Here is a 22,107-nt window from a genome sequence, read left to right as displayed (position 1 = left end):
CGGTCGACGTATGGATACCTCGCAGATGCGAGGTGATCGAGGCTGGGGATTCCGCTATGCCTTTCGAATGGTCATAATCGACCTGCAACTGCGACGTAGGGTGATGGGGGCGGTGGTGTGCCGCCGTCGATCGCGGCGTCGTAGGGATCCCCGGTCGCGCCCGCGTCGGGAGGCAGCGGAAGGAACTGTGGTGCTCAAGCGTCTCTCCCTGGTCGCCGTTCTCGCCTCGGTGGTGAGCGTTACAGCGGTGAGCCTCACGGCGTGCGGTTCCTCCTCCGGCACGGCCGATCCGGGGTCCGGGGCTCCGGCCTCGGGAGCGGCGGCCGGCGCCTCGTCCGTGACGGTGTTCGCGGCGGCGTCGCTGACCGAGTCGTTCACCGAGCTGGGCAGGCGGTTCGAGAGTGCCCATCCGGGAACGAAGGTGACCTTCAACTTCGGTTCGAGCGCGACCCTGGCCCAGCAGATCACCCAGGGCGCGCCCGCCGACGTCTTCGCCGCGGCGAGCCCGGCCACGATGAACACGGTGACCGACGCCGGGCTGGCCGCGTCGCCCACCGTGTTCGTCAAGAACACGCTGCAGATCGCCGTCCCGGCCGACAACCCGGCCAAGGTCGAGTCGCTCAAGGACCTCACCGACCCGAAGGTGAAGGTCGCCCTGTGCGCCGAGCAGGTGCCCTGCGGCGCCGCCGCGATCAAGGCACTGGACGCCGCCGGGCTGAAGGTCACGCCGGTCACCCTGGAACAGGACGTCAAGGCGACCCTCACCAAGGTCGAGCTCGGCGAGGTCGACGCCGCGCTGGTCTACCGGACCGACGTGATCGCCGCCGCCGGCAAGGTCAAGGGCATCGACTTCCCCGAGGCCGCCCAGGCGGTCAACGACTACCCTGTCGCCGTGCTCACCAAGGCTCCCGCACTCGACCTGGCCAAGGGGTTCGTCGATCTCGTCCTCTCGCCGCAGGGCGCGGACGTGCTGACCAAGGCCGGTTTCCAGGCGCCGTGACCGTGCGGGCGCGAACCAGGGCCGTCACGGGCCGCACCCCGTGGCCGCTCGTCGTACCCGCGCTCGCGGGCCTGGCCTTCCTGGTCCTCCCGCTGGCCGGGCTGCTGGTCCGCGCCCCCTGGTCCACCCTGCCGCGTCAGCTGGCCGAGCCGCAGGTGCTGGAGGCACTGCGGCTCTCCCTTGTGACCGCGACCATCGCGACAGCGGTCTGCCTGCTGCTCGGCGTGCCGCTGGCCTGGCTGCTGGCCCGCACGGCGCTGCCCGGGCGGCGGCTGCTGCGCGCGCTGGTCACCGTGCCGCTCGTGCTCCCGCCGGTCGTCGGCGGCGTCGCGCTGCTCCTGGTGCTCGGCCGTCGCGGGCTCGCCGGGCAGTGGCTGTACGACACGTTCGGCGTCTCCCTGCCCTTCACCACCGCGGGCGTCGTCGTCGCCGAGGCGTTCGTGGCGATGCCGTTCCTGGTCATCGCCGTGGAAGGGGCGCTGCGGGGCAGCGACCAGCGATATGAGGAGGCCGCCGCGACCCTGGGGGCGTCCCGCTGGACGGTCTTCCGGCGGGTCACCCTGCCGATGGTCGCGCCCGGCGTGCTCGCCGGGGCCGTGCTGTGCTGGGCCAGGGCGCTCGGCGAGTTCGGCGCGACCATCACCTTCGCCGGCAACTTCCCCGGCCGCACTCAGACGATGCCGCTCGCCGTCTACCTGGCGCTGGAGACCGAGCCCGACGCCGCGATCGTGCTCAGCCTGGTGCTGCTCGCGGTCTCGGTGATCGTGCTGGCCGGGCTGCGCGACCGATGGGTGGGTTCCGCGTGAGCCTGCGCGCCCACCTGGTGGTCGAGCGCCCGCCGTTCCGCCTCGACGTCGAGCTCGACGTGGCGGCCGGCGAGGTGGTGGCGCTGCTCGGCCCCAACGGCGCGGGCAAGACGACCGCGCTGCGCGGCCTGGCCGGGCTCACCCCGCTGGCCGGCGGGACCGTCGAGCTGGAGGGCGTCGAGTTGCACCGCCTGCCGCCCGAGCGCCGCCCGATCGGCGTCGTCTTCCAGGACTACCTGCTGTTTCCGCATATGTCAGCACTCGACAACGTCGCCTTCGGGCCGCGGTGTCAGGGAGCCGGCCGGGCCGCGGCCCGCCGGATCGCCGCCGACCTGCTCGACCGCGTCGGCCTCACCGGCTTCTCCGGCGTCCGCCCCGGGCGGCTGTCCGGCGGGCAGGCGCAGCGGGTCGCGCTGGCCCGCGCCCTGGCCGTACGGCCCCGGTTGCTGCTGCTGGACGAGCCGCTCGCCGCGCTCGACGCGCACACCCGGCTGGAGATCCGCGCGGAACTACGCCGCCACCTGGCCGGTTTCGACGGCGCGACGGTGCTGGTCACCCACGATCCACTTGACGCGATGGTGCTGGCCGACCGGCTCGTGGTCATCGAGAACGGCGGCGTCGTCCAGTCCGGCACCCCGGGGGAGATCGCCCGTCATCCGCGTACGGACTACGTCGCCCGCCTCGTCGGTCTCAACCTCTACCGTGGCGAGGCCGGGGGCGACCAGGTCGTCGTAGGAGACGTGCGCTTCAGCACGGCGGAGCGGGTGACCGGCCCCGCCTTCGTCGCCTTCCCTCCGTCCGCGGTCGCCCTCTACCGCACCCGCCCCGACGGAAGCCCCCGCAACCTGTGGAAACTGCACATCGACGGAGTGGAACGGCACGGCGATCACATCCGCGTCCACCTGCGCGGTCCGCTTCCGCTCGCGGCCGACGTCACCCCGGCCGCGGCCACCGACCTCGACCTCATCCCCGGGCAGGAGATCTGGGCGGCGGTGAAGGCCACGGAGACCCACGCCTACCCGGCCTGACACCCCTCGCCACTTTCAACGTATAGAGCAGAGGGGGGCTTGCGGCAAGACCCGGGTGTGGGCGCAGAATCGGGGGCCGTGAGCCGATCCGGGCTCTTGACCAGGGCTCGGCTGACCAGGGCCGGATGTCCGCGTGGCTCGCGTTTCCCCGGCACGTCCGTCGACGTGGCCACGCTGTCACAGGAGGATTCCATGCGCGTTCTGCTGTCCGCCATCGGCACGCGGGGTGAGGTGCAGCCGGTGGTCGCGCTGGCGTCGGAGCTGCGCGCGCTCGGCCAGGACGTCCGTGTGTGCGTGCCTCCCGACTTCCGCGACTGGATCGACGGTCTCGGGATCCCGGTCGTGCCCATCGGACCGGAGCTGCGCCGCACCGCGTCGGGCACTCAGGCGCCGCCCACTCCGGAGCGGCTGCGCGAGCTGGTGGACGGCACGGTCGGCGCCCAGTTCGCCACGATCACGGCGGCGGCCGAGGGCTGCGACGTCATCGTGGCATGCGGCGCCCTGCAGATCGCCGCCCGCTCGATCGCCGAGCGGATGGGGATCGGCTACGTCTACGCGGGTTTCTGCGCGGTGACCCTGCCGTCCCCGCACCACGCGCCGCCTCCGCTGCCGACGTGGAAACCGACGCCGGGAGCCGACGACCGCGCCCTCTGGGCCGAGGACGCGCGGCGCTGGGACGCGACGTGGGGCGCGTCGCTCAACTCCCACCGGGCGTCGGCCGGTCTTCCCCCGGTCGACGGCGTGCGCGACCACATCTTCACCGACCGGCCCTGGCTGGCCGCCGATCCGGTGCTCGGGCCCTGGCCCGAGCCGGGGGACCCGTACGTCGTGCAGACGGGCGCGTGGATCCTGCCGGATCGGCGTCCGCTCTCTCCCTCGCTGGAGGCCTTCCTCGGGAAGGGCGAGCCTCCCGTCTACTTCGGCTTCGGCAGCATTCGCGCGCCGCTCGGCATCGCCCAGGTAATGATCGAATCGGCCCGCGGCCTCGGCCGACGTGTGATCGTGTCGCGTGGATGGGCCGATCTGTCGCCGGTGGACGACCTGCCCGACTGCCTGGCCGTCGACGACGTCAACCAGCAGGAGCTCTTCACCCGGGTGGCCGCCGTCGTCCACCACGGCGGCGCGGGCACCACGACGGCCGCGGCGCGGGCGGGCGCGCCCCAGGTCGTCCTGCCCCAGCACTACGACCAGCACTACTGGGCGGAGCGCGTCCGGCTGCTCGGCGTCGGAGCCGCGCACCCTCCCGCCGTACCGACCGCCGGCTCGCTGTCCGCGGCGCTCGGTCACGCACTGCACCCCGAGGTGGCGGCACGTGCACGGGACCTGGCCCCGCGGATCCGCGCCGACGGCGCCGCGACCGCCGCCGAACGCCTCGTCAGGGACTGGTCCGGGTGAGCGTGGGCGTGGCGGCGGTGCCGTTCGCGGCGGCGTGTGATGCCCGGCCGGACGGCGGGGCGCCGTCCGGCCGGGCCGGTCTCAGCGGTAGCCGGCGGCGGTGATGTTCGCCTGGACGGCGTTCTCGGTCGCGTCGGAGGGATAGCCGGCGACCATGGCGCCCTCGTAGAAGGTGCCGGCGCTGAGGTTGGCGCCGCCGTCGGGCTTGCAGCAGTCGCCGCCGCTGCCCAAGATGATGGCGCCCTGCTTCTTCATCGGGTTGTAGCCGTTGGGCAGTGCGCCGTCCCACAGGGTGGTCATGCCGCCTGACTGGGCATTGGCGCCCTTGAGGGCGAAGCGGGTGGTGCCGTTGTTCTTCAGCATCGCGGTGACGAACTTGCTGGTGAACGCCCGCTGGTTGGGGTTCCACGACTGGCTGCCGCCGGGGAACAGGCCCCATTCGAGGTCGGCCTGCACCCAGGGGCCGGAGCCGGAGCAGCCGCCGAACCAGCACTGCTTGCTGAAGTTGATGGCGTCCATCGCGCCTGCGGCGTCGGCCTTGCGGGTGGTCTCGCTGTTGCCGTAGTCGAAGCAGCAGCCGCTGTTGACGTGGGTGCCGCTGGTGACCATGTACATGCCCTCGGGCGCGGTTCCGGTGGGGACGCCGGTGGTGTGGCCGTCGCGCCAGTAGCTGTTGCTGGGGTTGATGTACAGGGAGTAGGCCTTGTTGCCGCCGACGGTGAGCGATTCGGTGGTGGCGGTGGCGGGCTTGCTCTGCGGCGAGCCGGGAACGACGCTCGATCCCTGGTACCACAGGTCGTTGCCGTGTCCGGACTGGTCGTACAGCACGGTGATGACGCAGGAGGTGCCGGCGCAGAAGGAGTCCTGGGTCGCGGCGTTGGCGGTGCCGCCCGTGGTCAGCACGCCGATGTTCCTGGTCGTGTTGTCCGACGAACGCCGCACCTGGTAGAGGTTCCCGCTGTAGGAGCGGAACAGCGCCCGCGTCGTGCTGTGGGCCGCGACACAGGGCGTGCCGCCGGCGGCGTAGATGTCACACGGCAGGTTCGACGGGGACGCCGACGGCGAGACGGACGGCGAGGGCGAGGGGCTGGCCGAAGGCGAAACCGACGGGGAGGACGACGGCGAAGCCGAGGGCGAGGACGACGGTGAGGTGGTGACGCCGCCGGTGCAGGTCGTGCCGTTGAGGGCGAAGCTCGCCGGGACGGGGTTGGTGCCGTTCCAGGAGCCGTTGAAGCCGAAGGACGTGTTTCCGCCGGTGCCGATGCTGGCGTTGTATCCGGCGTCGGTGACGGTGACCTGTGACCCGGACTGGGAGACGGTGCCGTTCCACAGCTGGGTGATGGTCTGTCCGGCGGTGAACGACCAGGTCAGCCGCCAGCCGTTGACGGGGTCGCCGAGGTTGGTGATGGTGACGTTGGCGCCGAAGCCGCCTGGCCAGGAGTTGTTCACCGTGTAGTCGACCCGGCATCCGGCCGCGGCCTGGGCGGCGGTCGTGGTCAGCGTGCCGGTGAGGCCGGCCACCGCGGCGACCCCGGCGGCGAGCCAGAGCCGTAGGCGAGGAATCTTCATCCGTACTCCTGGGGGCTTTTCCGCGAGGAAGAAAAGGTCTGTTCCGGCCGTCTGGCCGGGCCGTCGTAAGTGATGGTTCGGGCCGTCGTAGGTGATGGTGGTGCCCCGACGCCCGCGCCCATGGTGCGGGCGCGGGCGGACGGGTACGGCGGTGTGGGTCAGGTGAGCTGGATGTAGTCCAGCTCGGCGTTGCCGGTGCCGCCGGAGAAGCCGGGGGATCCCTTGGCCAGGCGGATCACGTTGTATCCGGCCTTGAGACTGACACTGGTGCTCACAGTGGCGCCGAACTGGCCCCAGCCGGAGGTGGCCGGGTAGCTGACGGTGCTCCACGACCCGCCGTTCACGGCCAGGCCCTGGGTGGCGGTGGCGCCGCCGCCGTTCGCGTAGCCGATCGCCATCGTGTACGTCCGGGCGGTCGGCACGTTAACCACGAAGTCGACGTAGCTGTCGGTGTTGTGCGCGCTCGTGTTGTTGTCGATGCGGCCGACGTAGCCGCCCTCGGACGCGCCGGAGGTGGTCAGCCGCTGCGCGCGGAAGACCGACCCGTCCTCCGCCTCGTATCTCTCCTGGTAGGAGGGCACCCCGCTGGCCGGCTGGACGACCACGTGGTACGCGTCCGAGGCGGCCATGTTGGGCACGATCACCAGGAGCTGATCGCCGGTCACCCGGTAGACGACGTTGGAGATGGAGGTGGCCGCCGGGGCCGAGGTGAAGCGGCTCTGGGTGTGCGTGGACTCCAGCGTCACCTGGACGGACGGGCCGAGCCCGCCGATGCCGGTCAGCCGGACCGTGTTGGTGCCGGAGATGTTGCCGAGGACCACGTTGACGATTTTGCGGGTGCTGTCGTAGGAGGCGAAGCCGTCCAGCCCGGTCTGGTTGGGCGGGGTCGTGGTGACCATCCGGCCCGCCATGTCGCCGTACCACTTGTACAGCCACCACGTACCGGTCGGCTGGTTGTTGTTGACCACCAGGCCGTTCATCGTGCCGTACTCGTACCAGAACGCCCGATGCGCCGTCTCCACCCCGCCCCGCTCGAACTTCGCCACATAACTGGCGATCCGGCCGGGCACGTCCACCTCACTGGTGGCCGCGTACTCGTTGATCGAGATCCGGCGCGGGCTGATCCCCAGCGACGACTCCAGCGCCCGGTAGTCGGCGATGTCGGCGGCGATGTTGTTGGGACTGCCCAGTTCGTGCCAGCAGATGATGTCCGGCAGCGTGTTCGCGGCCTTGGCCGCGGTCAGGAACGACGACATCCACGACCGGTTGTAGTACGAGATGCTCGGCCCCACGATCGGCGTCGCGGCGTCCAGCGCCCGCACCGCCCGGAAGGTGCGCGTCCAGCCGTCGCTGAAGGCCCCGGCGGCGGAGGTGTTCCACGTCCAGTCCGGCTCGTTCCACAGCTCCCAGCCGACGATGTTGGTCGCCGAGGTCGCGTTCAGCCGGGCCCGGACCATCGTGTCCACCTTGGCCAGCCAGTCGTTCCAGCTCACCCACTTGTAGGGGAAATTGGGGTAGATGTCCGGCATCCGGATGTACTCCCCCGCCCCGACCCGGGTGGCCTGCGGCGACACCAGCAGCGAATCACCGCCCGGCGGCTGACCGTTGGGCCGCTGCCCCACCCCCGGAGCGGGCTGCGTCAGCGAGTTGACCTTCAGCGGCAACAGGGTCGAGTCGGCCGGCTTGCTGTTCTCCGCCAGGCCGTACAGACCGCCGGTGGCGACGTGCGTGACCGGCCGGAACGGTGAGCCGGCGGCCACGGTGAGCACGCTGCCCACGGGGTTGGCCGGCGGCGTGATGCCGGAGGGGCTGACCGACGGCGTCGGCGACGGGCTCGCGGACGGGCTCGCGGACGGGCTCGCGGACGGGCTCGCCGAAGGGCTGGCGGACGCGCTCGGGCTCGCGCTGGGCGACGAGCTGGGGCTCGCCGACGGACTGGTGACGGTGCCGGTGCAGGCAGTGCCGTTGAGGACGAAATCGGTGGGGACGGGGTTGGTGCCGTTCCAGGAGCCGTTGAAACCGAAGCTGGCTGTGCCTCCGGTGGGGATGGAACCGTTGTAGCCGGCGTCGGTGACGGTGACCTGCGCGCCCGACTGGGTGTAGCTGCCGTTCCAGAGCTGGGTGATCGTCTGCCCCGCCGTGAACGACCAGGTCAGCCGCCAGCCGTTGACGGGATCACCGATGTTGTTAACGCTAACATTCGCGCCGAAGCCGCCCGGCCATTCGTTGTTGACCGTGTAGGTGACCTGGCAGCCGGCCGCTGCGTTGGCGGCCAGTGCGGGGGTGAGGGCGCCGGCGGCCGCGGCGCAGACGACGGCGGCCAGCGCCGGCCTTAACCGGTGGGAGAAAAGTCGCATCTGTGTCCTCGAAGGCGGTGTGTGGGGTGCGGGGGAGTTTCCGGCGTGGGGACCATTTGGCCGAGACATCGATTGCCGCCACGGGTTGCCGACGAGATGGTGGCGGACCGGAACACCAGAACCATTGGGCACTCCACGTGCGATGTCCGCCGGCCATGGCTCTCGACGAGTCCTGACAAACGATTTCCTTAACGGACACTTGGGGTAGCAGCCGGACGGTACGCAGACGGCGGTTCGGGCGTCAACGGAGCCGCCGGGCGCGCACCGCCTGGCCGCCCCGCACGGCGGGATCGACGCCGCCCACGGGGCTGATCACGCCTCCGCGCGGTAACGGGAGTGGCTGAAAATTACATGTCGGGGAAAGGCGGCGACGTGACGTCTTCCCGCCCGCACGGCGCTCGGAAATCGTGTGCCGCCGACGCGTCCGCCCGCGAGTCCCCGGCGTCCGGTGAACGGGCCGGGAGGTGTGTACGTTTCAGGACACGCCCCGCGCGGCGGCCGTGCGGCCCCCATGGTGAGTGGCGTCGCTCGCCCGGCATGACGATCGCGTGGTGGACGCGGGCGGAAACGGTCTTTCAGCTGTCCGATTATGCGGTTAGTGCCCGACATTCCACCCGTCGGTGCGAAATGCCGATCTGGCTTTAATGGAGCCTTGAATCCTGATGATGGTGCCGAGTAAAGAATGGCAATCGCGTCACGGATTGATCCCGATCTGTCGGGGCGCATGCTTTTCCGATGCCGTCGGGTGAAATTGGGCCGGTGGAGGATTCCTCGAACCTGATGCGGGACGGGGTGCGGGCACGGATCGCCGCGCTGGCGCGGGCCACAGGCGGCCGGACTCAGCGCTGGTCGTCCCAGCTCCTGCTGGGCGTGCTGTCGGCCGGGGCCTTCGGGCCGCTGCTCACCGCGGGTGTGGGTGGGCCGGCGCTGGTCAGCGCGGCGGTCGGCGCGGTGACGGCCGTCGGCGGCAACGTGCTCACCGACATTGTGAAGGCCGGTGTCGAGCGGCTGGGCGCCGACGCCTCGCCTGAGGATCTCACCGCCGAATTGGAGCAGGCCGTTCAGCGGGTGCTGGAAGAAGGCGGCCGTCGGTCCGAGGCGCTACGCGCGGAGATCGCGGCCGTCCTGCGCGAGATCGGCGCGGTCGGCGTCGCCGTCGAGGAGGCCGTGCGGTCGGGCGACCGCGAGCTTCAGGCGGCTCTGACCGCCGGCCTGGCCGAACTCGGCGGCGATTTCGCGGAGTTCGGGTTCGTGCTGGCCGAGTTGGATCAGCGATTACGGCTGATTCGCGAGTCGGTGGACCGGCAGAGCGCCGACCTGCAACTGGCTGTCGGTCTTCAGTACCGGCAGGCCACCGACACCCGCCTGCTGCTGGAGCAGGTCTCCGCGATCGAGCGCCGGACCCGGCCGGTCGATTCGGACGGATCCCTGCCCGGCGTGCGGTGGGCGCACGGCTCGCCCTACCGGGGGCTGCTGCCGTTCGGGGAGAGCGACTCGGAGGTGTTCCACGGCCGCGAAGAGATCACCGCCGAGCTGATCAGTTTCCTGTCCCAGCGGCTGAGCGGGCCGGGTCTGGTGGTGGTGACCGGAGCCTCCGGAGCCGGGAAGTCGTCGCTGCTGCGCGCCGGTCTGCTTCCGGCCGTCGGCCGCGGCGAGCTGTCGGAGGAGGCGCGTGAGTGGCCGCTGCGCGTCATAAATCAGCCGACGCGGTCACCGCTCTCGCGGCTGGCCGTTCTGCTCGCCGGGCTGGCCGGGGTCGACGCTCCGTCGGCTCTGCGCGGCCTGACCGATGATCCGCGGCAGGCTCACCTGCTGGTGTGCCAGGGGCTGGAGGCGGACGCCCGGCGCCGGGGCACGCCTACCCCCGCCCGGCTGATGTTGATCATCGACCAGTTCGAGGAGGTATTCTCCCTCGGCGGCGCCGACGCGGAGCGATCGTCGTTCCTGGCCGCGCTGGGCGCGATCACCGAGTCCGGCGCCGCATTGGTGATCCTCGCGGTGCGCGGTGACTTCGTCGACCGGTGCGCGGCTCATCCGCTGCTGGCCGCCGCGCTCCAGCGCGGCCCGTTCATCGTCGGCCCGATGAGCGGAGCCCAGCTGCGACGCGCGATCACCGGGCCCGCGGACGCCGCGGGCCTCGCGATCGAACCCGGTCTGGTCGACGTCATCCTCGCCGAATTGGGCTCCGGCGCAGACGGGTACGGCACCGGAGTCCTCCCGCTGGTCTCCCAGACGATGCTGACAATCTGGGATCACCGTGAGGAGGACCGGCTCACCAGCCGGGGCTACGCCCGGACGGGAGGCGTGCGGCGCGCGGTCGCCACCAGCGCGGAGGAGGCCTACGCCGATCTGTCGGCCCCGCAACGAGAGCTGGCTCGCGAGCTGTTCCGGGGCCTCACCGTGGTCGGCCGCGACGGGGCCCTGGCTCGCCGTCCGCTGCCGCGCTCTTCCTTCCCGGAGGCCGCCGGTTCCGTCCTGGAGACGTTCTCCCGCCGCCGTCTGGTGATCCTGGACGCCGACGCGGCTCAGATCGCCCATGACGTGCTGCTCCATGCGTGGCCACGGCTGCGTGAGTGGCTGGAGGACGACGTGTCGAACCTCGCCCTCTACAGCGCCTTCACCGCCGACGCCGAGGAATGGGCGGCGAACGGCCGCGATCCGTCCTTCCTCTACCGCGGAACGCAACTGGGCGCCGTCCACGCCGCTCTGCCGAGCTGGGCGTCGGAGGTTCGTCCGCTGGATGGGGTCGCCGCGGAGTTCCTCACGACCGCCGACAACGCGAGGCGGCGGACCGTCCTCGCGCGCCGGGCCCTGGTATTCGCCGCCGCCGTCGTGGTCGTCCTCATCGCCGCGAGCGCCCTGGTCGCCGTCCGGGCGGCCGATTCGGCCGAGCAGGAGCACACCTTCGCTCTCGCCCGCCTGCTCGCCTCCCAGAGCGAACTGGTCAGCACCGCCGACCCCGCCCTGTCGGCCCGTCTCGCCGCGGCCGCCTACCGGACCGCCGTGACCCCGGAGACGGAACTCGGCCTCCTCAATGTCTACCGACGCCCGTACCGTGGAGAACTGCCCGTGCGGAAGGGCTCGATCAATGCCGTCGCCGCCAGCCCGGACGGCAGGGTCCTCGTCACCGCCCTCGACGACGGCACCGTCCGTTTCTGGGACATCGTGGCTCGGCGCCCCCTGGGCGGCGACCTGTCGGGACCGGTCGTCCGGGACATGGAGATCAGTCCCGATGGCACGACTCTCGCCCTGGCTATCGACGATGAGATCCGGCTGTTCGACCTGGCGACCCGAAAGCCGCGTGTGAAGGAGCCGCTGTCCATCGGTGCGGTCACTGATATGGCCTTCACTCCCGACGGCAGGACGCTGGCGGTGCTCACCTCGTCATCCGCCGAGGTTCGGTTCTGGAACCTTGAGCGGAAGAGAGTGGAAACCCGCTTGTCCGGCGGCCCCGGCGGTTTCGCGAAGCGGATCATTCTCAGCCGGGACGGCGCTCACCTGGCCGTCGTGGGAGTTCCCTACGAGTCGGTCACCGTCTGGAGCATGAAGGACCTCAAGAAGACCGCGGTCGTTCCCGGCAGTGAGGCCGCTTTCAGCCCTGACGGCGAATACCTGGCGGCGGGAAGCTCATTTCGCCCCGTCCGCCTTTACGACGTGAAGACCGGTCGTGCGGCCGGTTCCCCACTTCACGGGATTACCGGAAATGTCAAAGCCGTCGAATTCAGTCCCGACGGCACCACGCTCGCCACGGTCAGCTGGGACGAGCCCAACGAACCCGACAAGGTCGGGCTGTGGGACGTCGCGACTGGCAGGCAGGCCGGAAGCGGGCTCGCCGGTCCGGCGGAACAGGTCGACTCCGTCCTCTTCAGTCCCGACGGCCGGACCCTCATGACAATTCAGGGGTCCGCAGTCCTCTTCTGGGACGCGAGGCACAGTCACTCCGACATCGTCCCAACCGGGGAGGTGACCGGCACCGCGGCCTTCAGCCCCGACGGGAGAACGCTCGCCACAGCCGGAGACTCGGCACGGCTCTGGGACGTCGCGAGCCGCAGGGCGCTCGGGCCGCCTCTCCCGGGCAGGCTCGGCGCCACGCTCCCGGGTGTCGTCTTCAGCCCGGACGGAAGGTCGCTGGCCGCCTCGGGCGAGAAGGACACGGTTCTCCTGTGGGACACGGCGGATCAGAAGCCGATCGGCGCCCCGCTCACCGCCGGCGTCCGTCAGGCGAACTCCTTCGGGGGCGACGTACGGGCGATCGCCTTCAGTCCCGACGGCCGGACGCTCGCCACCGGCGACGACACCAGGATCCTGTTGTGGGATACCGCGACCAGGACCCTGAAGGCCTCACTCCCGACCCGGCAGAAGGGCATCGTGTTCGCCGCCGCCTTCAGCCCCGACGGCCGGATGCTGGCGACGGTGAACGAGACGGACGTCCAGTTCTGGGACGTCACCACTCACCGGCTGCGGTTCACCCTCACGACCAGCCATCGTGGAACGATCCGCGCGTTGGCGTTCAGCCCCGACGGGCGCCGGCTGGCCACGGCGAGCCACGACGGCACGGTGCGGCTCTGGGATGTGGCGACGCGGCGGCCGGTGGGCGGCGCCCTGGTGGGGCACAACGACGAGATCTTCGCTCTGGCGTTCAGCCCGGACGGGAGGACCCTCGCCAGCGGAGGGGGAGATCGCGCCGTACGGCTGTGGGACGTGGCGGCCCATCGGGCCCAGGGCGTGCCGCTGACCGGCCACGGCGACTACATCTTCTCGATCGCCTTCAGCCCTGACGGCAGCAAGCTGGTGACCGCCGGACGGGAGAAGGGGGCACGGCTCTGGGACGTGGGGAGGCCCGGGGACCTTCCGGGATTCGTCTGTTCGGTGGCGGGCCGGTCGCTGACGGCGCAGGAGTGGGATCTCTACGCGCCGGATGAGGATTACCGGCCGGCCTGTGGCTGAGACGGGCCGGCGAATGCGCCGGCCGGATGTGTGTACGTTTCAGGGCACGGCCCGGGCGGCTCCCAGCGTTGACGGTCGCCGGAGCCCTTCGTATGGCGATGTCCGCATCCGGTGTCGATACATCCCGGTGCCGCCGCTGCCAGCGAAGAAGCCAATTTCAGAACCGATTCGACTGGGCGTTTTCTGGCCCGAGGCCGCTCTCCCGGACGTTTCGAATGGTCAAATAGGTGATTTGTAGCGCCCGTGCCGACAATTGACATCCACTGGCACCGTACCTAGGCTGCGCGCGAACCGATTCGATTGATCGTTGTTCCCTATGGCGGTCCGTTCGCCGGGCCACGGAGCTCAACGCGAACAGCACCCGAACCCTTCGTGAGGAGTGCGAGTTGACCATCGGCGAAACCCGCGATTCCCAACACCCCCCGATGTCCAAGGAGTCACCAGTGGACGCCACAACCAGTAGGGACACCGCAACCAGTAGGGACGCCGGATCTCGTAGGCGGCGCGGACGCCGGGGCGGTCTCGCCGCGCTGCTGTCCCTCGGCGCGCTCGTCGCCGCCTCGGTGCTGTCCGCCGCGCCCGCCCAGGCGGCCGACCAGTCCATCACGGTCAACTTCGCCACCACCAACGGCTCGCCGACCTACCGGGCCTCCGGCTGGATCTACGGCATGACCGAGAACGGCGCAGCCCCCGCCGACAACTACTTCACCGACGTGAAGTTCCAGTACATGCGCGCCGGCGGCGCCCAGCTCGACAGCCCCGGCGGCTGGGTCTCCGGCAAGTACGACCGCCGCTGGAACGCCACCCGCGCCCAGATGCTGCGCACCCAAGCCCTCGGCGGCAAATTCGTCCTGCTCGTCCACGACCTGTGGGGCGCCGACGGCTACCCCATCTCCCGCTTCCCCGGCGACAACGGCAACTGGACCGACTACGACAACTTCCTCACCCGCCTCATCAACGACGTCCAGGCCACCGGCGTCCCCGTCGAATGGGACCTGTGGAACGAACCCAACATCACCATCTTCTGGAACCGCACCCAATCGCAGTACTTCGACATGTGGAAACGCGCCTACCAGCGCATCCGCGCCGCCTTTCCCTCCCACCTGATCGTCGGCCCCAGCTTCGCGGGAGTGCCGTCCACCGGCGGCTGGTGGACCCAGTACCTCGACTACGTCAAGGCCAACAACGTCGTGCCCGACATCGTCAGCTGGCACTCCCTGCCCGGCGACCCGGTCAGCAACGTCTCCACCGCCAACACCACACTGAACTCCCGGGGCATCGCCCACCCCCGCCCGTACCAGATCAACGAGTACGGCGCCTCCAACGAGCAGAACCCCGCCGACGGCGCCTGGTACATCTCCCGCCTGGAGCGCGCCGGCGCCGACGGCCTGCGCGCCAACTGGGCCGGCGGCAGCAACCTGCACAACGACCTGGCCAACCTGCTGACCCACAACTCCGCCGGGCAGTACTCCACCAAGGGCGAATGGTGGGTCTACCGCTTCTACGGCTCCCAGACCGGCCAGATCGCCGCGGTCACCCCCAGCGCCAACTACGACGCCTTCGCCACCAAGGACAGCGGCAACGCCAAGATCCTCGTCGGCGGCGGCACCACCACCGGCAACGTCGCCGTCAACCTCCAGAACCTGAACACCACCAGCGGCATCGTCCAGAACAACCAGGTCCGCGTCCTCACCCAGCGCATCCCCTACAACAGCGGCGGCGCCGTCACCGGACCCGTCACCGTCCAGGACACCGTCGTGACCCTGTCCAACAACGGCACGACCGTCAACCTCCCCCACACCGCCGTCGACGACACCTTCACCATCACCCTCCTGCCCCCGAACGGGAGCACGGCGTCGCCCAGCCCGAGCCCGAGTGTGTCTCCGTCGTCGTCCCCGTCGGTTTCGCCGTCGGTGTCTCCTTCGGCGTCTCCCTCGGTGTCTCCGTCGGTTCCGGTGACGGGTGCGTGTTCGGCGACGATTGAGACGACGAACTCGTGGCCGGGTGGGTTCCAGTCGAATGTGACGGTCCGGGCGGGCGGTTCGGCGGTCAACGGCTGGACGGTGAAGTGGACGTGGCCAAGCGGTCAGACGATCAGCAGTCTGTGGAACGGCACGCAGACGGTGTCCGGCTCCTCGGTGACGGTCCGCAACGCCGACTACAACGGGTCGATCGCGGCGGGCGGGTCGACGACGTTCGGCTTCACCGCGAACGGTTCGGCGGCCACGCCGACCGCCACCTGCACCAGCCCCTGACCCTGATCAGCCGCGAGTGACACCACCCGGCGGGACCCCAAGCGCGCTGGGCCCGCCGGGTGCTCGGCGGTACGGTGGCGGAGCCTGCTTGACCTGGTGAAGGCGGCAGGCAGCCGAGTCGCTACGTGCTGGATTCCTATGTCCAAGCAGGTGTGGGGTGCACGCCCTAGAACATCCCCCTCCGGACACCTCGCCCGGTGCCGCGGCCCGGCGAGGTACGGACGGTCAGGCGGCCGCCGCCTCGCCGAGGCCGATGAGCCGGTAGGCGGAGTAGGAGAAGCCGAACCGCCTCGCGTCCTCACGCATGGCGCGGGTCCCCGCGAGCTTGGTGGTGCCACTGGCCAGCGTCGAGGTCGCGAGCACGATCGACAGGATGACGGCCGTCACGTCCACCGGGTGTCTCCGTCCCTGCCCTGACCCGGAGTCGCGTCGTCATTCGGCGGCAGGACGAGCAGGCGGTTCTCTGCTTCGGCACCCCGGAAGCGGCGCCAGACCGCGCTGTGGTGGAAGTGGTTGTCGTAGAGGTCCTGCGCGTCGAGGATCTCCTGCGGGCTCGCCTCGCCCCGGCGGACTAGATCCCCCAGCCGGAAGTAGCCGAATCGCTCAGCGCCCGGCTTGAAGATCACCATGTCGACGCCAGTGTGCGCGGGGGTACTGAACGCGTGCGGAGTCCGAGGCGGCACGACCAGGAAGTCGCCCGCCCCCACGGTGACGACATGCTCCCCGGTCAGGACGTGCAGGCCGCCGTCGATGATGTAGAAGATCTCGGCTGCCTCGTTGTGGTAGTGCGGCGGCGGCCCATCGGTGTTCTTGCCGATCTTGCTACGGATCGCGCTGACCAGTCCACCCGTGGTCTCAGCGTCCGCCAGCAATTCCAGCGTGTTCGGGAACTCGCCGAGGACCTCGGCCTCGCCCGCCCTTACCAGCACCGCCCGAGCGTCGTTGGGATCGATCACTGTCACTGTCACTCCTCCGCAGTAGTTCGCTCCGAGATAGTACGCCAGCTAACTATTTCCTGTCGAATAGAATCGGCCGACATGACGGCAGAGGCGAACCCGGAACCCAACGACGCGATCGACGTGATCCTTACGCAGTGGCGGCGCGAACGTCCTGACCTGGACCTTTCGGCCATGGGTTTCCTGGGCCGCCTCTCGCTGCTCACCCGCGCCGTGGAAACCCGGGTGGATGACATGCTCGCGAGTCACGGCCTCGGGCGTGGGGAGTTCGACGTGCTTGCCGCCATACGCCGCTCGGGCCCGCCGTACACCCAGATCCCCTCGGAACTGTCGGCAGCCCTGATGATGTCGCGCGCGGGCATGACCAGCCGCCTGGACCGCCTGGAGTCCGCCGGCCTACTGCAGCGAAGCCTTGACCCCGCCGACCGCCGCAGCTTCCGCGTCACGCTGACCGACCAAGGCCGCGCGATCATCGACGCCACACTCACCGACCACGCGGCCACCCTCAACCGCCTGATCTCCGGCCTCGCCCCCGAGGACGTCGCCACGATGACGCGCATCCTCCGCACCATGCTGGACACCGTCACCTGACAACACCACGCCAGCGCCACGAGCAATCCCTCAGGCCGCCATCACCAGGCACCGAAGGACGCGTTGAGTTCCTGCCCCTTGTAACGGACGGGATGGTCCCGGGTGTCCCGCGCTCTACGCCGTACGGTCGAGGGCTTGGGTGGCGGCGAGGGCGTCCATGTAGTCGCGGACATGCGTGATGAGGCCGTCCCTGACCCGCAGGACCAGGACACCCGGCACGGCGAACGAATCGCCGGTCGCCGGGACCAGCCCGGCGACCACCTGCTCGGCGACGATCACCTCCGGGTCGGCGGTCTCGTGGGTGACCACGTCGCGGATCTCCTCCGGCCGGACCGGGCTGGCGCCCCAGATGGCCCGGTACGCCGCCCTGACCTGCTCCCGTCCCTCGTAGCGCGCGGGCATTCCCGGGAACCGGAACGGGATCTCGTGTACGGCGTCGTCCGCGTAGAGGTCGGCAAGGGCGTCGGCGTTCTTGTCCAGGATCGCGCGCCGGTAGCGGCCGAGCACGTCGCGCGGGGTCTGCTGCATTGCGGTCTCCATTCGCTCAACAAGTGTTGAGGGAACGGTAGCGTGATCCGCGGAATCGCTCAACATCTGTAGAGTGAATTGCTGTGCCCGATCTGACACCGTCCTCACGAGCCGAGCGCCGCCGGTCCACCGAGCGGCGCATCCTGGACGCGGCGCGCGGGCTCTTCGCGGAGCGGGGCTACGAACGGACCACGATCCGGGCGGTCGCCACGTCGGCCGGAGTGGACCCCGCGCTGGTCATGCAGTACTTCGGCAACAAGCAGGAACTCTTCCGGCGGTCCGTGCACACGCCGCTTGACCGGTCCGCGGACGGCCTCGAAACGCCGGCCGACCTGCTGCTCGCCACGCTCGGCGTCAAGCTGGCCGGGCTGCCGGAGACGTCGCTGGCCATGCTCCGCTCGATGCTCACCCACCCGGAGGCGGCCGAGGCGGTACGGGCCGGGCTGAACACGCAGATCGACGAGATCGCCGAGGCGGTCGCGGGGGAGGACGCCCGGCTACGGGCCGCGTTGACCGTCATGCTCATGGTGGGAGTCACCATCGGGCATCAACTGCTGGACATCGAGGCGCTGCGCGACGCCTCCCCCGAGCGGATCGCCGCCGTGCTCCGCCCGGCCGTACAGGCACTGATCGAGCCGTGACGGCCGTGCGCGAGGGGGCTGACACGCATGCGGACGCGATACGCCTCTGGCCGGGCACATGTCCGTCATTACGCTCGCACCTGTCGCGAGAACACGGCGGCGGCATCGGATCGCCGCCCACTGTGTGACCACCAGAGCAGGGCGGCCGAGACCAGGCAGGCGGCGGTGAACCACAGCGGGGAGATGGCCGGCCTCGAAGAAAAAGCGACGATCCCGTACACGTCGAGGCCGTACGGCCGGGTGAGGCCCCAGCCGTCCTGCTGGTCGACCATCGTCACGGCGGCGAGCCCGGCGAGCGCGGTGACGAGCAGGCCGCTCATGGCCGGCCAGAACATGGTCCGCCGGTGCAGGGCGACGAGCACCAGTGCGGCCAGGCCGCCGAGGCCCACGAACAGCTCGAAAGCATGCAAGAGCGTTGTGGGCACGGCGCCCGCCGCCTCACCCACGACACGGGGCAGCCGATCGATCGACACGTGCGGGCTGATCCACGCCGGATGGCGGTTGGCCAGGGGCGGGAGGAGCAGGACCACGCACGCGGTGAGCTGGGCCGTCGTCGTGAGCGCGGTTTTCGCGCGCACCGACGGGACGTAAGGCGCGGCGTCGCCGGTTGTGCCGGCGAGGTCGTGCGCGGACCGGGCCAGCCAGATCAGGAACAGGGCGTCGGCGGCCGAGACGGCCTCGCCGTAGACGTCCGCCAGGTCGCCGGCCGCGTTCAGAGCCATGCCCGCGATGGGGAGCGCGAACGGCGTCAGCAGGGAGGCGATGCCGTACCACACGGTCGACCGCCTCCAGCGGCCGTCGCGTCGTTGCGCCATGAGCACCAGCACGGACCACACCAGAGTCCCTACCGGGGCGAACCCGCCCAACGCCGCCGCCCGCTCCGCCTCGTGCCAGTTCAGCGCGTCGAATATCTCGGTCGCGGCCAGGCTCACCTGACCCAGCAGGCCGGCGCCCAGCGCGAGATCGGCGTGGCGTATTTCGCGGCGCAGCACCGGGTGGAACAGAACCACGACCGCCGACATCAGGAGCGCGTCGAGGACCACCGCCCACCAGGGCCAGACCGGCATGACCGCGTAGAAAACCCAGGACGCCACCGCCGCGTACAGGGCCCGTCGCAGCGCGCGCGTCTCGCGGTCGGCCGGGATGGGCCTCCCGTACGGCAGGCCGCGCAGGCTAAGCCACAGCGCCCAGGCCCACAGGCCGCCCGCCACGGCGAGGACGAACACGTTGGGCCACGTCGCCGCGACATCCTCGTCCGCATCGGAGAACAGCGACAGCCGCCACAGGAGGCCGATGTCGTCACCGGTCAGCGCGAGCACGGCGGCGACCGCGAGTGCCGTCACATATGCGCCGGTCACGAGTACGGCGGGGAGGATCGTCCGATAATGGCGCACGCGTCACATCCAGGAGATCAAGCGGGGGGTGAGGCGCCAACCCTAGCGATTCCCACGGACAGTTTCGATCACGTGGGCGCCGGGCCGGATTCGACTCAGAGAACCGCCGGGACTATGCCGCGGTCACAGTCTCTCCCACGTCCTTCTGGGCCGCCGCCGCGATGGACAGCATGGTCTCCGCGTAGGGCAGCAGACGCGCACCGGCCGCCGTAAGAGCGATCCGGGGACTTCTCCGGTCGAACAGGGTCGCCCCGACGGTCCCGTGATGATGGAGAGCCAGGCGCACGACGCCGCCGTGTCGCCCGGGTGCTGCGGGCGCTGCACGAGGACCTCTCCGCCGTGCTGACCGCGCTGGAGGACCTCGTCGCGGCCGAACCGGTACGCGAGCGGCACAGCGTGACGACGATAGAGAACCTGCTGAGCCGCGGGAACGCGGGACTCGACAGGATCCGCGGCAGGCATCCCGGCAGGCCGTCGAGCCACGTGCGGTTACGTGTCGCGGTCGAGGGACGGCCGGGAGAGCTGGCTCTGCTGCTCGGCAGGCTCCAGGAGCTAGAGGTGGGCTCCGACGAGGTCACCTCGTCGACGTCCGAGGACCTGGGGACTCTGTTCGCGGAGTTCGGCGTGACCGCCGTACGAGCCGAGTCGCTGCGGCGGACGCTGAGCGAGGACGGCTGGAACGCCGAACGCGTCCATCCGATCCCGGCGCCGGGCTCGGGCGACTACGACCCGCCATCTCGCGACGGGCGGGATCGTTCGAGCTCGCGCCGGTACGCGTCGAGGACGAGTCCGTGAAAGTGATGGACCGCGTGCTCCGACAGCCCGGACCCGTCGGGGTCGTAGACGATCTTCCCCTGGGTGAACGCGGGGGTGCGCATGCCGCGTTGGACGCTCTCCACCAGGGCGATGTCCTCCTTCTGGAGGACCTCGTCGATGTATCGGATGCCGTCCTGTTCGGCCTCGTCGGGCTCCGGGGTCTCCAGATAGAAGTCCCAGATCTCGCGCGTACGTTCCGTGCCGTCGGGGATGATCTGCAGGACCATGAAGTTCCCGCGGCCGGGGTAGCGCAGCAGGCAGGTGTTGGGCCACAGCCACCAGACCGCGTGCTCGGTGACCGTCGCACCCGACACGTCGTAGGCGGAGTTCTCCGTCCGGCCGGCCTGGGCCATGTGGCTGGAGTAGATCCCATACGTGGTAACCCGGTAGGTGCTCATGTCGACCAGGGACACGAAGTCCTTGTGGGCCACGTGGCAGTGGTAGCACTCCAGGAAGTTGTCGACGACGTTCTTCCAGTTGGAGGCGATGTCGTAGGTGAGCCGGCGAGCGAGGGTCAGCCCGGCCACGTCGGGTGCACGCTCCGCGATCTCCGCTTCGAGGTCTCCCGCCTGCTCCCGCAGCGGGATGGCCTCGGGATCGAGGTTGACGTAGACCATGCCGCCGAATTCGGCGACCTGGATCTGGTCCAGGCATACGGCGGAAGCGTCGAAGGCCGGCATCTCGCCGGTGCCCCGCGCCCGCCGCAACCGGCCGGTCAGGTCGAAGTTCCACGCGTGGTAGGGACACACGATGCTGCGGCGGACTCCGGAACCGGACAGCAGTTCGTGCGCCCGATGCTTGCACACGTTGTAGAACGCCCGCAGCGTGCCCGCCTCGTCGCGGACGGCGACGATCGGCATGCCGGCCACTGTGCCCGTCACATAGCTGCCCGCCTCCCGCAGCCTCTCCACATGGCACAACCACTGCCAGGTACGAGCGAAGATCGCTCGCTGGTCGACGTCGAACCACGTCGGATCCGTGTAGGCGTCGGCGTGCAACGACATCGACAGCGCCGGGTCAGGGTCGTATCCGGCGGAAATGTGATCGATCGCGGTGATCGAGTGCGGTGTCACCGTACCTCCGCGTGCATGACACCAAGCGCACGGGCGGCCGGGCGGCTGTCCCGTGAGACGGCACAGAAATCCCGTGTCGACCGAATTGAGAGTAAGATCCTTTTCGCCAGGTTTCAAGGTCGATCATGTTTACGGTGGCCGAGCGAACCTCCTCATCAATGACCCTCCAGAGGGCGGCTCCAGGGACGTGGTGTCTGTCCGCCGGACCGTCCCCGCACCATGGCCGCCGGGCGGTGGCCACAGGTCGGATGTTAGCGCTAACACAACATGTCTGCTGTCGCGGTTCCTTCTCTGTCAGGTGGCTGTGGTGGCAGGTCGGAGCCAATACGAGACGAAGAGGCGACGTCAAGGACGGCACCTCGCGCCCACGGAGGGCAGGCGGGCGGGCGCGCGGCTCATCAGGCGTTATCAGGGGCCGCCGCCCGTGACGGCGAGTGCGCCACTCTGAAACTTTCTTGGGGGTCTTGACACATTTCGGCACGGTTTCCACACTGTGTCCCTGAGGCGGCTTCCTCCTGCCATGTGGTGGTGCGCGGTGAGGACCGCCGTTCGCGACGCCCTGGTGGTGTGCGTTCCCGATCACGGGACGCGGCGTCGATCGTGCGGGGTCACCCCGCGTGTCCGCTTTTCCGGTTTTCCTGCAACGGCTCCATCGCCGCCGGCGACTTCACGACCTTCGTGTTCACCGCGAACGGCACCGTGGCCACCCCGGCCGCTCCCCGCACCAGCCCCTGACTGCGGCCGGACATGA

18 protein-coding genes are annotated in these 22,107 nt (G+C 70.1%); 9 read left to right on the top strand and 9 right to left on the bottom strand.

Translation table 11 applies throughout. The features are described 5' to 3' along the window. Positions 1 to 187: 187 nt before the first annotated feature. The 4 genes from modA to JOL79_RS26910 all read left to right on the top strand — a co-directional run bounded on the left by modA (position 188) and on the right by JOL79_RS26910 (position 4,229). On the top strand, positions 188 to 1,000 hold the full coding sequence (modA, locus tag JOL79_RS26925) for a molybdate ABC transporter substrate-binding protein (protein ID WP_307848750.1): 813 nt from the start codon (positions 188 to 190) through the stop codon (positions 998 to 1,000). Next, positions 997 to 1,806, top strand: a complete 810-nt coding sequence (gene modB / locus JOL79_RS26920) for a molybdate ABC transporter permease subunit (protein ID WP_210158688.1) — start codon at positions 997 to 999, stop codon at positions 1,804 to 1,806. The genes modA and modB overlap by 4 nt, the downstream gene beginning before the upstream one ends. Then, a complete protein-coding gene (locus JOL79_RS26915) occupies positions 1,788 to 2,834 on the top strand; it encodes an ABC transporter ATP-binding protein (RefSeq protein ID WP_210158687.1) in 1,047 nt (348 codons plus the stop codon). Before modB ends, JOL79_RS26915 begins: the two co-directional genes overlap by 19 nt. Before the next feature lie 192 nt (positions 2,835 to 3,026). Then, entirely contained in the window at positions 3,027 to 4,229 is a 1,203-nt protein-coding gene (locus JOL79_RS26910) for a glycosyltransferase (protein WP_210158686.1), read from the top strand. 81 nt (positions 4,230 to 4,310) lie between these two features. Here JOL79_RS26910 and JOL79_RS26905 read toward each other — a convergent pair whose 3' ends face one another. Together JOL79_RS26905 and JOL79_RS26900 are read right to left on the bottom strand one after the other, a co-directional pair. Then, entirely contained in the window at positions 4,311 to 5,798 is a 1,488-nt protein-coding gene (locus tag JOL79_RS26905) for an arabinofuranosidase catalytic domain-containing protein (RefSeq protein ID WP_210158685.1), read from the bottom strand. A 158-nt stretch (positions 5,799 to 5,956) separates the two neighbouring features. Further along, entirely contained in the window at positions 5,957 to 8,155 is a 2,199-nt protein-coding gene (locus JOL79_RS26900; protein ID WP_230985548.1) for a cellulose binding domain-containing protein, read from the bottom strand. Positions 8,156 to 8,914: 759 nt separating this feature from the next. Here JOL79_RS26900 and JOL79_RS35615 point away from each other — a divergent pair. After that, on the top strand, positions 8,915 to 13,102 hold the full coding sequence (locus tag JOL79_RS35615; protein WP_210158684.1) for an nSTAND1 domain-containing NTPase: 4,188 nt from the start codon (positions 8,915 to 8,917) through the stop codon (positions 13,100 to 13,102). Positions 13,103 to 13,545: 443 nt separating this feature from the next. Further along, positions 13,546 to 15,357: a cellulose binding domain-containing protein gene (locus JOL79_RS26885; protein ID WP_307848748.1), complete on the top strand. Its 1,812-nt coding sequence runs from the start codon at positions 13,546 to 13,548 to the stop codon at positions 15,355 to 15,357. Between the two features lie 225 nt (positions 15,358 to 15,582). On the opposite strand, the gene JOL79_RS26880 is transcribed toward JOL79_RS26885, so the two are convergent. Further along, on the bottom strand, positions 15,583 to 15,750 hold the full coding sequence (locus JOL79_RS26880; protein WP_210158683.1) for a DoxX family protein: 168 nt from the start codon (positions 15,748 to 15,750) through the stop codon (positions 15,583 to 15,585). After that, entirely contained in the window at positions 15,741 to 16,319 is a 579-nt protein-coding gene (locus JOL79_RS26875) for a cupin domain-containing protein (protein ID WP_210158682.1), read from the bottom strand. The genes JOL79_RS26880 and JOL79_RS26875 overlap by 10 nt, the downstream gene beginning before the upstream one ends. A gap of 75 nt (positions 16,320 to 16,394) precedes the next feature. Here JOL79_RS26875 and JOL79_RS26870 point away from each other — a divergent pair, with 75 nt between their 5' ends. After that, the gene (locus JOL79_RS26870) at positions 16,395 to 16,904 is read left to right on the top strand and encodes a MarR family winged helix-turn-helix transcriptional regulator (RefSeq protein WP_210158681.1); all 510 of its coding nucleotides are present in this window, start codon (positions 16,395 to 16,397) and stop codon (positions 16,902 to 16,904) included. A 114-nt stretch (positions 16,905 to 17,018) separates the two neighbouring features. Here JOL79_RS26870 and JOL79_RS26865 read toward each other — a convergent pair whose 3' ends face one another. After that, positions 17,019 to 17,432, bottom strand: a complete 414-nt coding sequence (locus JOL79_RS26865; RefSeq protein ID WP_210158680.1) for a nuclear transport factor 2 family protein — start codon at positions 17,430 to 17,432, stop codon at positions 17,019 to 17,021. A gap of 83 nt (positions 17,433 to 17,515) precedes the next feature. On the opposite strand from JOL79_RS26865, the gene JOL79_RS34530 reads away from it, so the two are divergent. Next, positions 17,516 to 18,073 (top strand): TetR/AcrR family transcriptional regulator, encoded by a 558-nt coding sequence (locus JOL79_RS34530; protein ID WP_307848746.1) that lies wholly within the window; start codon positions 17,516 to 17,518, stop codon positions 18,071 to 18,073. Positions 18,074 to 18,141: 68 nt separating this feature from the next. On the opposite strand, the gene JOL79_RS26855 is transcribed toward JOL79_RS34530, so the two are convergent. Together JOL79_RS26855 and JOL79_RS26850 are read right to left on the bottom strand one after the other, a co-directional pair. Further along, the gene (locus JOL79_RS26855) at positions 18,142 to 19,467 is read right to left on the bottom strand and encodes a hypothetical protein (RefSeq protein WP_210158679.1); all 1,326 of its coding nucleotides are present in this window, start codon (positions 19,465 to 19,467) and stop codon (positions 18,142 to 18,144) included. Between the two features lie 112 nt (positions 19,468 to 19,579). Then, on the bottom strand, positions 19,580 to 19,753 hold the full coding sequence (locus tag JOL79_RS26850) for a hypothetical protein (protein ID WP_210158678.1): 174 nt from the start codon (positions 19,751 to 19,753) through the stop codon (positions 19,580 to 19,582). Positions 19,754 to 19,773: 20 nt separating this feature from the next. Between JOL79_RS26850 and JOL79_RS26845 the strand changes: the two genes are divergently transcribed. Further along, positions 19,774 to 20,262 (top strand): hypothetical protein, encoded by a 489-nt coding sequence (locus JOL79_RS26845; protein WP_210158677.1) that lies wholly within the window; start codon positions 19,774 to 19,776, stop codon positions 20,260 to 20,262. On the opposite strand, the gene JOL79_RS26840 is transcribed toward JOL79_RS26845, so the two are convergent. Both JOL79_RS26840 and JOL79_RS26835 read right to left on the bottom strand, forming a co-directional pair. Beyond that, a complete protein-coding gene (locus JOL79_RS26840) occupies positions 20,190 to 21,356 on the bottom strand; it encodes an aromatic ring-hydroxylating oxygenase subunit alpha (RefSeq protein ID WP_307848745.1) in 1,167 nt (388 codons plus the stop codon). The two genes, JOL79_RS26845 and JOL79_RS26840, sit on opposite strands and share 73 nt — an antisense overlap. A 608-nt stretch (positions 21,357 to 21,964) precedes the next feature. Continuing rightward, positions 21,965 to 22,105 (bottom strand): hypothetical protein, encoded by a 141-nt coding sequence (locus JOL79_RS26835; RefSeq protein ID WP_210158676.1) that lies wholly within the window; start codon positions 22,103 to 22,105, stop codon positions 21,965 to 21,967. Positions 22,106 to 22,107: the final 2 nt, after the last annotated feature.

The organism is Microbispora oryzae, from assembly GCF_017896165.1.
Taxonomy (GTDB): Bacteria; Actinomycetota; Actinomycetes; order Streptosporangiales; family Streptosporangiaceae; genus Microbispora; species Microbispora oryzae.
This window is presented reverse-complemented; position numbering and strand designations above follow the sequence as displayed.